Annotated in this window: 6 protein-coding genes; 2 read left to right on the top strand and 4 right to left on the bottom strand. The window is 68.4% G+C overall.

The annotated features are described in order from the left end of the window. The first annotated feature begins 234 nt into the window (after window positions 1-234). Window positions 235-1467 (top strand): CdaR family transcriptional regulator, encoded by a 1233-nt coding sequence (locus NBY69_RS21130; protein ID WP_250302654.1) that lies wholly within the window; start codon window positions 235-237, stop codon window positions 1465-1467. A 148-nt stretch (window positions 1468-1615) separates the two neighbouring features. Here the strand turns inward: NBY69_RS21130 and NBY69_RS21125 are convergent, their stop codons facing one another. From NBY69_RS21125 to NBY69_RS21110, 4 genes are all read right to left on the bottom strand, one after another. Then, entirely contained in the window at window positions 1616-5791 is a 4176-nt protein-coding gene (locus NBY69_RS21125; protein ID WP_250302652.1) for a carboxypeptidase regulatory-like domain-containing protein, read from the bottom strand. Window positions 5792-6346: 555 nt separating this feature from the next. Continuing rightward, window positions 6347-10255, bottom strand: a complete 3909-nt coding sequence (locus NBY69_RS21120; RefSeq protein WP_250302651.1) for a carboxypeptidase regulatory-like domain-containing protein — start codon at window positions 10253-10255, stop codon at window positions 6347-6349. 955 nt (window positions 10256-11210) lie between these two features. After that, window positions 11211-12224, bottom strand: a complete 1014-nt coding sequence (locus NBY69_RS21115; protein ID WP_250302650.1) for a polyprenyl synthetase family protein — start codon at window positions 12222-12224, stop codon at window positions 11211-11213. Window positions 12225-12316: 92 nt separating this feature from the next. After that, a complete protein-coding gene (locus NBY69_RS21110; RefSeq protein WP_250302649.1) occupies window positions 12317-13384 on the bottom strand; it encodes a tetratricopeptide repeat protein in 1068 nt (355 codons plus the stop codon). Window positions 13385-13680: 296 nt separating this feature from the next. Between NBY69_RS21110 and NBY69_RS21105 the strand changes: the two genes are divergently transcribed. After that, complete coding sequence (locus tag NBY69_RS21105) at window positions 13681-14454, top strand: TetR/AcrR family transcriptional regulator (protein ID WP_250302647.1); 774 nt, start codon at window positions 13681-13683, stop codon at window positions 14452-14454. Window positions 14455-14575 lie beyond the last annotated feature (121 nt).

The following is a 14575-nucleotide window of genomic DNA, read 5'->3' as shown; positions in this document are numbered from 1 at the left end:
TGGATGTGCCGGGTCCCGACCTCCGGCCGATCACCGTGTCGGGTTTGCGTCATGGGGGAAATCCGCCACTGTCCATCAGTTGCCCCGGTTCGTCCTCCGGCCTCACTATCTGTCATGCACACGATGACGATCACCATCGACCGGGAGGTTTCGACAAGCGTAGGAAGCTTTGCCACGCCCGTGACATCGAGCGTGCCCGGACCAGCAACGGGCTGCACCGCCCGGAGGTATTCCATGCACCCGGAGCTCCAGCACCTCGTCGACTCAGTGGCGACCGAGCTGTCACGCCCCGCGACCGTCGAGGACCGCAGACAGCGGCTGGTGGTCTACAGCCCGCACAGCGAGCTGCCCGACGTGGTTCGCCATGTTTCTATTCTCCAGCGCCGCGTATCGGCCGAAGTGCTGGCGTGGCTACGGCAGTTCGAGCTGCCCAAGGCGCGACACCCGGTCCGCGTCCCCCGTAACGTCGCGCTCGGCATGCTGCCGCGGATATGCGTACCGATCCGCCACCACGACCTTCTCCTGGGGTATCTGTGGCTCATCGATGCCGACGAGTCGATGAGCTCGGACCAGATCGCACTGACCGAGACCGCCGCCCAGGGCTTCGCCCTGGCGCTGTACCGAGAGGTGCTGGCCGGCGAGCTCGCACAGAACCGGGAGACGGAGGCGATCAGGAACCTGCTGCTCTGCGGCGGCGATGTCCGGCCCCGTGCGGCTCGCACCCTCATCGACGGCAGGCACTTCGACCCCTCCCTCGGTGTCGTCGTAATGGTGGCCCGGCCGGTACTCACCCCCGACGCCGAACCGGATGCCCAGGTGCGACTCGCTCTCGAACACGCACTCGTCGACACCCGCCGCCGACTGCCCGCGCGACACTCCGTCCACCTTGTCTCCTACAGCGACGGATTACTTCTCCTCGGCACGGAGGAGGAGGTGGATGAGGCGACGGTGGACCGCTGTGTGTCCCATCTCGACCATGCTCTGCAGACCGCGATGTCCGGACTCGATCACGTGTCGTCATCTGTGATCGGTGTCGGGCAGCCACGGTCGGAGTTGACACAGGCGCGGGACTCCTACCTGGAGGCCGACCAAGCCGCTCGCATGGCTGCCTCCATGCCGGACGTCAGCCGGATTGCCCGATGGTCCCAGCTCGGCATCTACCGGGTACTCGCGCAGCTGTTCAGTCAAGACCTCGGCGACCTCGTGCTTCATCCCGGGCTGGAGCGGCTTTTCGCCGATCCGGAGGCGCTGCCTCTGCTCCAGACGCTGGAGACCTATCTGGATCTCTCCGGGAACGCACTCGCGACCTCAAAACACCTGATGCTGCACCGTACGTCGCTGTACTACCGGATTCAGCGTTTCGAACACTTGGCAGGCGCCAACCTCAAGGACGGCAACGAGCGTCTCTGCCTGCACCTCGGTCTGAAACTCGCGCGCTTCACCGGCCGCTACCGGCCTGCCTGCTGAACCCGCGGGCCGACAACGGCCCGCTGCACCGCGCGCGTCATACGTCATACGGGCTGCGGAGAAGGACGACGGCCCCGCCACGGGATCAGTGGCGGGGCCGCGGCCTGTGTGCGGGCCGGGGCGGACCCGACCCGCACGAAGCGTCACATCAGGTGCAGGTGCGATCGGGTCCGAGAGAGAAGTCGGCCTTGGACACCCTGCCCTTCGTGATCTTGACCGACCGGGTCTGCGTCGCCCAGCCGTCCTTGGCCGCGATCACCGTGAGCGGGCTGTTGCCGGCATCGAGCCAGAACACGTACTGACCGTTCCGGTCGGTCCTCAGCGTGTAGCTCGCCCTCTTCGAGGTGATCTGCACGGTCGCTCCGGTCAGCGGCGCCGACTTGCCGGAGCAGTCGACCCCGGTGACCGTCCCGGTGATCTTTCCCCAGGTCCTGGGCGGGTTCACCGTGAGCGACACCGGCACCGACGGGATCGCCCCGTACGGGGTCTTCGCACTGACCATGAGCTCCGCGGTGAGCGTGCCCGGCTGGGTGACTGCGGCGACGTTCGCGTCGAAACCCACGTTGACGTCGGCGCTCTTGCCCGGCTGGATCGTCACCTCGGTCTTGTCCACCGAGAGCCAGGGGACTGCGACGCACTCGCCGTAGCCGGGCAGCAGCTCGGAATTCGCGGCCGCGTCCCACCCTGCGGGGGAACCTCCGATCTTGTAGAAGCCGCAGGCCGAACCGCCGCGGTAGACGGTGTTGTTGGAGTTGGGCAGCGCGGTCCAGGCGTTGGATCCCGGATCGTAGGCGAAGCCCTGGTTGGTGGTCGTGGTCGATCCGTCGGTCACGCCACCGGACAGGAGGAGCTTGCCGTCCGCCGCCGAGTAGCCCATCCCCCACAGGTCGGTCGGCAGGTCGGCAACGGCGGTCCAGCTGTGGGACGACGGGTCGTAGCTGTAGGCGTGCTCGGAGGTGCCGGCCAGGTTCGCCCCGCCCGCGCAGTAGAGCTTGTTCGCGACGGCACCGCAGCCGAGCCAGGAGATCGGCTCCGGGTAGGACGTGCCCGAACTCCAGGAGTCCGACGCCGGGTCGTACGCCTGGACGTCCGTCCCGCCGCAGTCGTCGTACGTGCAGCCGCCGACGATGTAGATCTTGCCGCCCAGCACGGTCACGCCGGCGCCGGCGTACGGCTTCGGGTTCTCGGCGCCGGTGGACCAGGTCCCGGTCGCCGGGTCGTAGATCTCGGTCTTGGCCACCGGCCTCCCGTACTGGTCCCAGCCGCCGAAGACGTAGAGCTTGCCCCCGTAGGCAGCCGCCTCCGGTGCCGAACGGGTGACGCTCAGGTCCGGCAGGGCACTCCACGCCTGGGCGACCGGGTCGTAGACGTAGGCCTTCTTGTAATCGGCGGAGCCGTCGGTTCCGTCGACCGAGTAGACCTTGCCGTCGATGGTCGCCACGGCGTTGTCCATGACCGGCAAGGGGTAGTCGGCCACCGTCGTCCACGGTCCCGCGGACGGCATGGCCGACGGCTTGGTGGCCGCCCGCGCGATCTTGCCGGGCCGGAATCGCAGGGGGCTGTAGTGTCCCTTCACCTCGTGCAGCGGGGCACCCTTCTGCGCCGCCGCGGACTGGCGACCACCCGGCTGCTTGCCGATCTCGGCGGTCACCGGGGCGGTTCCGGTGTTCTTCAGGGTCAGGGTGGAGCTGCCCCGCCCTTTCCAGTCGACGGTCTTGCTTACCTGGGCCGGGACAGCGATCCGGGGTGCGGGCAGGGCGAACGTGCCGTCCGTTGCCTGGTCCGGGGCCACGTCGACGGTGATGTCCTGTGGGCTGTAGGAGTTCCCCGTGGTGGCGTTGAACGTGTGCTTCCCGGTGAGCGAGGAGAACATCCAGTAGAAGCCGTCGCCCAGGTTCGGGTCGTTCGGCGTCGCCACCGAAGTCGTCTTCTCCGCGGGTTTGTCGGCCGATGCCACCGAGGCGCCGTTGAGCCCGGCTCCGGTGTTCTTGTCGGTCACCCGACCGAGGGCCAGACCGCCCGGTACCGGGTCACAGGTGCGGTCGCCGAGGCGGACGTCGTCGACCTGCCACCACCACCCGAAGTTGGCGGTGAAGTGGAACCTCACCTGGACATCGGCCTTGCCGGCGGCCCGGGACAGATCCACGATCTCGGTCCGCGGCCCCCGCGCCATGTCGATGGTGTGGTGCCAGACGTTGTTCCATGTCTGACCGCCGTCCACACTGACATCGACGTCCCCGGTCTCGCCCGGGACGCTGTTGTAGTCGGTGTGGAAGGTCAGGGCCGGGTGGGTCTGCCGACTGAAGTCCGTGACCGGGCTGATCAGCGAGCTGTCCTGCGACTTGCCCGCGCCGTACTTCGCACTGTCGATCGTGGCGAAGCCCCCGGACCCGCCGGTCTTGTTGCCGCGCTTGCCGGGATCGTCGAACACCCAGGTCTGGCCGTTGCCGGCCTTGTCGTCGACGGTCCAGCCCGACGGCACCGTGGTGCCGTCGAACGACTCCGTGGCGCCGTCATTGTGGAGGGCGTATCCGCTCGCACTGCAGGTTGTCCAGTCGACCGACGCCTTGACATCATGCGTCACATCCGCCGAACCGACCTGAACCTCCTCGGAGTTCCGCTCGTAACCCGGATACAACGGGTCGACCTGCAAGGTGTAGCTGCCGGAGACGGGCACGCTCAGCGTGTACTTGCCCGTCCCGGGGTCGGTGTAGGCGACCGCTGTCGGCTCGTCCTTGACCCGCACCGTCGCATACAACGGCCAGCCGTGACCGGAACCGTCGTGGACCGTACCCGTGACATCCACCCGCGACTTCGCGGTCAACCCGAAGTTCTCGGTCACCGTCTGACCGTCGGCGATCGCGACACCCGAAACGGTCTTCGTGGCATACCCGAACTTGCTCGCGCTGACGTCATGGGTTCCGAGTGGCGCGGTCAGGGTGTAATGGCCCTGCCCGTCCGTCATTGTCGTGACGTCACCCACGCTGATCTTGGCCGAAGCCAGCGGATCGGTGCCGTCGGTGACAGTCCCGGTGACGGTGCCGTGCGGTGTGTAACGGAACGCGGCGACCCCGTTCGGGGTGCCGAGCCCGGTCGGCCCGTCATAGCCCGCCCCTCCCTTGCACAGATACGCGGGTGTACAACTGCCGTTGCTTCCGGACGTCACGTCGTTCAGCGCGGACGGCTGGGCGTACGGGTAGGAGTTGGGCACCGAACCCGCTGCCGGCGTTCCGGCCATGGCGTAGACCGAAGCGATGATCGGCGCGGACGCACTGGTACCGCCGTAGACGTTCCAACCACCGTTGTAGACCGCGACACCAGTGCTCGGGTTCGCCACCGCGGACACATCGGCGACCGCACGACGCGCACAGCCGGTGTCCTTCTGGAACGACGGCTTGGGCTCGTACACCGAGCAGCCACTGCCCGCTCCACCCCATGCGGTCTCCGTCCAACCACGGGTGGTGGACGTGTTCTTGACCAGCGAGGTGCCTCCGACGGCTGTCACATACGGAGACGAGGCCGGGTACGAGACGCCGTAACTGTTGTCACCGCTACTGGCGGTGATGGCGACACCGGGGTGGTTGAAGTAGGCGTCGTCGGCCTGGCTCTGGTCGGAACCTTCGTCGCCGCCATAGCTGTTGGAGACATACTTGGCACCCTGGGCGACCGCCTGGTTCACGGCGGCACCGAGATTGGTCACGGAGCTGTCGTCGGCCTCGACCAGGAGGATCTTGCAGGTCGGGCAGGTCGCGCTGACCATGTCGACATCCAGCGCGATCTCCCCGGCCCACCCGGCGTCCGTCGCCGGATAGTCCGTGCCACCGCGCTGGTCCACCTTCTTGAAGCAGCCATTGGCCGTGCTGCACGCCGACAGCCCGTACTGCTGACGGTAGACAGCCAGGTCCGCCTCGGCGTTCGGGTTGTCGAACGCGTCGACGATCGCCACCGTCTCCGTGGATCCAACAGCGGGCAGCTTGTACGCACCCTGCAGATCCGCCGGACCGAAACCAGCGGGAGCCGCATCGGGCTGCACCCCCTTCACCACGGCAACATCGGTACGGACCATCGCGAGGCAGGACATCTCACCCGCCCGTGACGGCGAGGCACACAACCGGTCGGTGGGGTGCCGACCAGGCGAAGCAGAACGGGCCGCCTTCGCGGCCGAGACAGAACCGTTGGCGGATGCGGTGGTGGAAGCGGATGTGGTGGAGGTGGCAGATGTGGTGGAGGCCGTGGCCGTGGCCGGTAGAGCGATCAACGTGAGTGCGACGACGGCGAGCGCCACGATCAGCGCGCAGACCCGTCCGACAGCTGTGGTCAACACAACCGGACGCGATCTGCGGCGCGAACGCCGCGCAGCGGGGGGATAAGACACGTACACCTCTCCTACGGGACGCATACAAACCCGAATCGTGAATTCCTGATCAGGCAGATCCCGGCCCAGCCGCACTTACTCAACCGCGCCTCTTCAACCGCGACATGATTCCGCGGTCGAGCGCGTTTCAGTACAGACCGGCGCCGTGATCACCAGGGAAACTTCCGGCCGGATAACCACGGCCGCGACCAAGCCGAATTCTTTCCAACCGGACAAGGTCGACATCTCCCAGCCCCGAGGCGGCGCTCGGGAACACGAGCACTTCGACAGAACACGGTGCACGAGAACTTTCCCGCCCCTTCTGCCGGATGACAGGTTCGCGCGGACTTTATGACCAACAGCACCACCCCGTCATCGGTCGAAAGTCGGGACCATCCCCGCACCAGCCCGACGAATGTCGAATCACACCGACACCCGACAGAACGGTCGCGGCCTCGCCACCGATCGGTGGCGAGGCCGCGACTTGTCCGTGCGGGCAGGGCTCTGCCCGCACGGAGCGTCAGATCAGCTGCAGATGTATGCGAGAGAGAAGTCGGCCGTGGTCGCCTTGCCCGCCTTGATCCTGACCGACCGGGCCTGCGGCACCGAGCCGTCGGTGGACGCGGTCACCGTGAGCGGGCTGTTGCCGGCGTCGAGCCAGAACACGTACTGACCGTTCCGGTCGGTCCTCAGCGTGTAGCTCGCCGCCTTCGCGGTGATCTGCACGGTCGCTCCGGTCAGCGGCGCCGACTTTCCGGAGCAGTCGACCCCGGTGACCGTCCCGGTGATCTTTCCCCAGGTCCTGGGCGGGTTCACCGTGAGCGACACCGGCACCGACGGGATCGCGTACGGGGTCTGCGCCCTGATCGTGAGCAGCGCGGTGAGCGTGCCCGGCTGGGTGACTGCGGCGACGTTCGCGTCGAAGCGCACGCTGACGTCGGCGCTCTCGCCCGGCTGGATCGTCACCTCGGTCCTGTCCACCGAGAGCCAGGGGACATCGGACCCGCAGTAGCCGGGCAACAGCTCGGTCTTCTTGGTCGCGGCCCACCCTCCGGCGGAGCCTCCTATCTTGTAGAAGCCGCAGGCCGAACCGCCGCGGTAGACGGTGTTGTTGGAGTTGGGCAGCGCGGTCCAGGTATCGGATCCCGGATCGTAGGCGAAACCCCGGTTGGTGATCGTGGTGAGGCCGTTGGTGACGCCGCCGGACAGGAGGAGCTTGCCGTCTGCCACCGAGTAGCCCATCCCCCACAGGTCGATCGGCAGGTCGGCGAGGGGAGTCCAGCGGGCGGTTGCCGGGTCGTAGCTGTAGGCGTGCTTGGAGGAGGCGGTGCCCTGCGTCCCGCCCGCGCAGTACAGCTTGTTCGCGATGGCCCCGCAGCCGAGCATGGCGCTCTCTTCCGGGTAGGACGTGCCCGAACTCCAGGAGTCCGACGCCGGGTCGTACACCTGCACGTACGTCTTGTGGCAGCCTGCCGAGCAGCCGCCGACGATGTAGATCTTGCCGCCCAGCACGGTCACGCCTGCGGCGCCGACCGGTTTCGGCATATCGGCGCCTGCGGACCAGGTACGGCTCACAGGGTCGTAGATCTCGGTCTTGGCTATCGTGCTGTACGCGTCCCAGCCGCCGAAGACGTAGAGCCTGCCACCGAATGCGGCTGCCTCCGGAGCGAGACGGGCGACCTTCATGTTCGGCAGGGAACTCCACGCCTGGGTGACCGGGTCGTAGACATAGGCCTTGTTGAGTACGGGCGTGGTTCCGTCGGTTCCGGCGGCCGAGTAGACCTTGCCGTCGATGGTCGCCACACCGTTGTCCATGATCGGTGAGGGGTAGTCGGCCGCCGCCGTCCACGGTCCCGCGGACGGCGTCGCCGACGGCTTGGCCGCCGTCGTCTGCCTGGTCCTGCCGGGCCGGAACTGCGGAGGGCTGTAGTGTCCCTTCACCTCGTGCAGCGGGGCACCCTTCTGCGCCGCTGCGGGCTGGTGGCCGCCCGGCCACTCACCGATCTTGGCAGTCACCGGGGCGGTTCCGGTGTTCTTCAGGGTCAGGGTGGAACTGCCCCGGCCCTTCCAGTCGACGGTCTTGCCGACCTGGGCCGGGCTGACCTCGATCCGCGGTGCGGGCAGGGCGAACGTGCCGTCCGTTGCCTGGTCCGGGGCCACGTCGACGGTGATGTCCTGGGCGCTGTAGGTGCTCCCCGTGGTAGCGGTGAACGTGTGCTTCCCGGTGAGCGAGGAGAACATCCAGTAGAAGCCGTCGCCCAGGTTCGGGTCGTTCGGCGTCGCCACCGAAGTCGTCTTCTCCGCGGGTTTGTCGGCCGATACCACCGAGGCGCCGTTGAGCCCGGCTCCGGTGTTCTTGTCCGTCACCCGGCCGAGGACCAGGCCGCCCGGTACCGGGTCACAGGTGCGGTCGCCGAGGCGGACGTCGTCGACCTGCCACCACCACCCCAGGCTGGCGGTGAAGTGGAACCTCACCTGGACGTCCGCCTTGCCGGCGGCCCGGGACAGGTCCACGAGGTCGGTCCGCGGGCCCTGGGCGATGTCGGTGGTGTGGTGCCAGACGTTGTTCCATGTCTGGCCGCCGTCGACACTGAGGTCGACGTCCCCGGTCTCGCCCGAGTAGCCCTTGTAATCGGTACGGAAGGTCAGGGCGGGGTGAGTTCGCCGGCTGAAGTCCATCACCGGGCTGATCAGCGAGCTGTCCTGCGACTTGCCGACGCCGTACTTCGCACTGTCGATGATGGCGAAGCCACCCGACCCGCCGGTCTGGTTGCCGCGCTTGCCGGGATCGTCGAACACCCAGGTCTGGCCGTTGCCGGCCTTGTCGTCGACGGTCCAGCCCGACGGCACCGTGGTGCCGTCGAACGACTCCGTGGCGCCGTCGCTGTGGAGGGCGTATCCGCTCGCACTGCAGGTTGTCCAGTCGACCGACGCCTTGACGTCATGCGTCACATCCGCCGATCCCACCTGAACGTCCTGAGAGTCTTGCTCGTAACCCGGATACAAGGGGTCGACCTGCAGGGTGTAGGTGGCCCCGGCGGGCACGCTCAGCGTGTACTTGCCCGTCCCGGGGTCGGTGTAGGCGACCGCTGTCGGCTCGTCCTTGACCCGCACCGTCGCATACAACGGCCAGCCGTGACCGGAATCGTCATGGACCGTACCCGTGACATCCACCCGCGACTTCGCACTCAGCCCGAAGTCCTCGGTCACCGTCTGACCGTCGGCGATCGCGACACCCGAAACGGTCTTCGTGGCATACCCGAACTTACTCGCGCTGACGTCATAGGTGCCTGGTGGAGCGATCAGTGTGTACTGCCCCTTCCCGTCCGTCATCGTCGTGACGTCGCCCGCAGTGACCTGGGCCGAAGCCAGGGGATCGGTGCCGTCGGTGACAGTGCCGGTGATGGTGCCGTGCGGCCCGGAGCGGAACGCGGCGACGCCGTTCGGGGTGCCGAGCCCGGTCGGCCCGTCGTAGCCCGCCCCTCCCTTGCACAGGTAGTCAGGCGCGCAGCTTCCGTTGCTTCCGGACGTCACGTCATTGAGTGCGTAGGGCTGGCCGTAGGGGTAGGAGTTGGGCACCGAACCAGCCACCGGCGTCCCGGCCATGGCGTAGACCGAGGCGATGATCGGCGCGGACGCACTGGTACCGCCGTAGACGTTCCAGCCACCGTTGTAGACCGCGACACCAGTGCTCGGGTCCGCGACCGCGGACACATCGGCGACCGCACGACGCGCACAGCCGGTGTCCTTCTGGAACGACGGCTTGGGCTCCAACGCCGAGCAGCCACTGCCCGCACCACTCCATGCGCTCTCGGTCCAACCGCGGCTGGTGGAGGTGTCCTTGACCAGTGACGTACCTCCGACCGCCGTCACATACGGCGACGCAGCCGGATACTCCACCCCATAGCCGTTGTCACCGCTGCTGGCGGTGATGGCGACACCGGGGTGGTTGAAGTAGGCGTCGTCGGTCTGGCTCTGGTCGGGGCTCTCGCCACCGCCATAGCTGTTGGAGACGTATTTGGCGCCTTGGGCGACCGCTTGGTTCACGGCGGCACCGAGATTGGTCACGGAGCTGTCGTCGGCCTCGACCAGGAGGATCTTGCAGGTCGGGCAGGTCGCGCTGACCATGTCGACGTCCAGCGCGATCTCCCCGGCCCACCCCGAGTTCGCCGGCGGATAGTCCGTGCCACCGCGCTGGTCCACCTTCTTGAAGCAGCCATTGGCCGTGCTGCACGCCGACAGCCCGTACTGCTGACGGTAGATGGCCAGATCGGCCTCGGCGTTCGGGTTGTCGAACGCGTCGACGATCGCCACCGTCTCCGTGGATCCAACAGCGGGCAGCTTGTACGCACCCTGCAGATCCGCCGGACCGAAACCAGCGGGAGCCGCATCGGGCTGCACACCCTTCACCACGGCAACATCGGTACGAGCCATCGCGAGACAGGACATCTCACCCGCCCGTGACGGCGAGGCACACAACCGGTCGGTGGGGTGCCGACCAGGCGAAGCAGAACGGGCCGCCTTCGCGGCCGAGACAGAACCGTTGGCAGATCCGGTGGACCCGGTGGACCTGGTGGACCCGGTAGTGGTGACGGTGGATCCGGTAGTGGTGACGGTGGATGCGGAGGCCGGGGCCGGAAGAGCGATCAACGTGAGTGCGACGACGGCGAGCGCCACGATCAGCGCCCGGACACGCCCAACAGCCGTGGTCAACACAACCGGACGCGATCTGCGGCGCGAACGCCGCGCAGCGGGGAGATAGAACACGTACACCTCTCCTACGGAGTGCATGCAAACCCGAATCATGAATTCCTGATCAGGCACATCCCGGCCCAGCCGCGCTTCCTCAGCCGCATTCCTTCAGCCGCATCTTGATCCCGCGGCCCAGCGCGCCTCAGCACCGACCAGCACCGTGATCACCAGAGAACATTTCGGCCGGATCAACACGGCCGCGACCAAGCCAGAGCTTTCCAACCGGACAGGGCCGACACCCTCGAACCCTCAGGCGGCGCTCGGGAACACGAGCACTTCGACAGAACACGGTGCACGAGAACTTTCCCGCCCCTTCTGCCGGATGACAGGTTCGCGCGGACTTTATGACCAACAGCCCCACCCCGTCATCGGTCGAAAGTCGGGACCATCCCCGCACCAGCCCGACGAATGTCGAATCACACCGACACCCGACGGAACAACACCCCTCCCCACACCCGGAAACTCCCGCCCCCAACAACTCCCCGGCCCGACAGGCCCGACAACCCACGGCACCGGCCGACACGGGAGCGGGCGACTTCCCCGGGCAGAGCGCGTCCGGGGCGGAAGACGATCCCCGGTTCCGGCAGCCGGGGATCATCCGCGCGCGCGGGGGCGGGCCCGCTCGGGGCCCGGTTCGTCACATGTCGCGATGCAGTACGAAGGGCACGAGAAGGAGGAGTTCCTCCCGTGCCCGCGGCGCCAGCGGGACACTACGCAGGCAGTGCTCTGCCGCGTCGGCCTGGCGTCGGGCCTCGTCCAGGGTGGCGGTCCGGCCACCCGCCTCAGCCACCAGACGGGCCGCCTGACGAAGCCCCTCCTCACTCAACGGTGCCGGTGCGGTGAGCAGTTCGGCGAGTTCCTCCGCCGCCCGGTTCTTTCCGGCCAGCGCGGTGAGTACCGGCAGCGTCTTCTTGTTTCTCCGCAGATCGCTGTGGACCGGTTTTCCGGTGACAGCGGGATCGCCCCACATGCCGAGGAAGTCGTCCATGGCCTGGAAGGCGATGCCGAGATGGCGTCCGGCGGCGGTGAGCGCGCGGACGGTCGGGGCCGGGGCCCCGCCGAGAATCGCGCCCAGGCCGCTCGCACACCCGAGCAGGGAGCCCGTCTTGTGCTCGGCCACCGTCAGGTAGTCGGCGACGCCGACGGCGTCCGGTCCGGTCCAGGACCTCCGCTCCAGCAGGAGATCGTCGGCCTGACCGCGTACCAGGTCCTGGAGGGCGGCGGCAAGCTGGCGGACCGCCGGGCCGCCCTGCGGGCCTTCGACTCCGGCGACGGTTTCCACCGCGAGCGCGAACAGCGCGTCCCCGGCGAGAACGGCGGGCCCGGTCCCGTACGCCTTCCAGGCGGTCGGGCGCTGTCTGCGGAACTCGTCCCGGTCCATGATGTCGTCGTGCAGCAGCGAGAACGTGTGGACCAGTTCGACGGCCACGGCTCCATCGACGGCGTCCGCTCCCGATGCCCCCACGGCTTCGGCGCTCAGTACGGTCAGCGCCTGCCGCACCCCTTTGCCGGTGCCCGCGCCCGAGCGGGGCGCGCCACCCACGTCGCACCAGCCGAAGGCGTACGCGGCCATCTCGGCGGGCCACTCGGCCAGGCTCGCGATGCGGGACCGCAGCGCCGGTTCCACCAGATCGCGACAGCGCGCGAGCACATCGGCCGCTGTACCGGCATCCCTCGTCCGGTCCGCGTCCCGTGGCGACGGGCCGTGCTCCGCGGGAGGGAGGACGGATGCCCGGGAGGAAGTCACCGCGGGTCCCCCCCGGCCTCGGCCGTGGTGGTGCCGACCGGGACGATGCCCAGTTCCGCGTGCGCCTTGTCGACCATGGCGCGGGCGTGCCGCAGCCCGATGCGGTCCAACACCCCTGCCAGTTCGTGCAGTTCGGCAGCGGTCTGCTCGGCGTCGGCGCCGAGACGGGCACGCGCCTTGACCGCGCCGAGCCGGGAGAGCGCCTCACCGCGCGGCTCGCTCATCAGAAGGAACTCGGCCAGCGATTCCTCGTACGTCGCGGACGCCTCCGCGTAACGCCCGGCCCGGTAGAGGACGTTGGCCTGCATCTTGTGGTTGTAGGCGAGTGCGCTGCTCAGCTTCATCTCGCGGCAGGTCTTCTCGGCTTCCGCGAGGAGGGCCAGTGCCCGCTCGGGGTCCTTGTCGCGTACGGAAACGAGATCAGCCATCCCGCGCAGCGCCCAGGCCCAGCCGCGCCGGTCATCGGCCTTCTCGGCTATCTCGGCTGCTTCCTCGAACATCGCGAACGCGGTGTCGTAGGAGCCGGTGTTGCGGTGCATCTGCGCGATGCCTTCGAGTGCCCAGACCGTGTGCCTGGCCTCGCCGCGCTTGCGGGCCTCGGCGAGCAGTTCGTCGTGCAGGGCCCCGACGGCGCGGTAGTCGCCCTGTATGCGGCCCGTCTCGGCGAGTCCGGCCAGGGAGTATCCGTGGGCCACCACGTCACCGGACTGCTTGCCGGTGTCGGCGGCGTACCGCAGCAGGCGGAAGGCCAGGTTGAGCCCGCCGCGCTGCCGGGCGAGGGTGCCACCGCTCCAGAGGGCCCACGCCATGGCGGACTGGTCCCCGGCCGAACGGGCGGTCCGGTAACTCGACTTCCAGGCCGCGTCGGCCTCCGCTATGTTGCCGAGCCTTCGCTGCGCCTCCGCGACCGCCAGCGCGGCGCGGGCCGTCTCCCGCACATCGCCGGACTGCTCGGCGCGCGCCATCTGTTCGGTCGCCTCCGCAAGAACGTCCGTCAGGGACGAGTTCACCGACAGTGCGCTCAGTGCCCCTTGGTACTCCGGTGCAAGTGCCTTCGTGTACATGCATTCCTTCCGCCCGGGGCCAGGCACGCGCCGGGCAACGGTAAGGACCTCGTCACGGCCGGACCCCTCTCTGTCTCTCCGTGCGGTCGGCTCGATCAGCCGCGCCGGAAAGGAAGATGATCTTCCGGGAGTACGGGTTCCATGAATGTTCACCCCGATCAGCACGTGCGTTCGCCCATGCACCAGCTGTCCGTCACCTGGGACACCGCGCAGCGGACCGCCGGGGCGGAACCGACCGGGAGCGGCCCGACCCAGTCGAAAGGACCTAGGCTCTGCCCCGAGCGAGAGGGCAACTCATGACGGAACGGACGGCGCCCGAGGGGCCCGCGGCGGGGCGGGCGCGCAACCCTCGCGGACACGGTGAGCAGCTGCGCAGGGACATCCTGGCCGCGGTCGGCCGGCTGCTGGACGACTGGGGTGGCATCGACAAGCTCACCATCCGCGCGGTCGCCCGTGAGGTCGGTGTCGCCGCCCCCAGCATCTATCTGCACTTCGCCGACAAGGCCGAGCTGGTGTGGGCGGCACTGGACGACAAGTACACCGATCTCGCGGCCCGGATGACCGCGGCCGACGCGGCGGCCCGGCCGCAGGACGCCCGGAACAGGCTGCGGGCCCAGGCGCGGGCGTACTGCCGCTTCGCCCTGGACAATCCGGGTCACTACCGGCTGATGTTCGAGGTGCCGCAGCCCTCGGTCGCGGCGACGCGCATCAACCGCCATCCGTCCCGTCACGTGTCGTCGAGCCTGCGGGCCGCGTGCGCGCGCTGCGTGGACGAGGGCGGCACGCTGGCCCTGCCGGTGGAGCAGGCCGCGCTCACCCTGTGGGCCGGGCTGCACGGCAACATCGCACTGTCCCACTCCCTGCTGTCCACCGCGCCGATGGACGCGCTCATCCTGAACGTGGCCGACGGCCTCGTCGACGCTCTCGTGCCCCAACGGGCGCCCGAGGGGCAGCCGTTCGGCCCTCCGGTCGCGGAGACGGCGGCTTCGCGCCAGATCAGGGCCATGCTGGCCGGTGCGGGCGAGCCCGGAGGCGCCCACCAGGAATCCGGAGATCATCACCAGGCGTAGAAACCCACCGCACACCGTGAGTTGGATCACAGCGACCGGGATGGACGGGGGCGGGGCGGAGGTCTAGCGTCCATGACTGAACTTAGTTAGGTGACTTGGGCAATCAGTTTGTTGTCCGGCC

The organism is Streptomyces sp. A 4/2 (assembly GCF_940670765.1).
In the GTDB taxonomy this organism is placed as follows: Bacteria; Actinomycetota; Actinomycetes; order Streptomycetales; family Streptomycetaceae; genus Streptomyces.
This window is presented reverse-complemented; position numbering and strand designations above follow the sequence as displayed.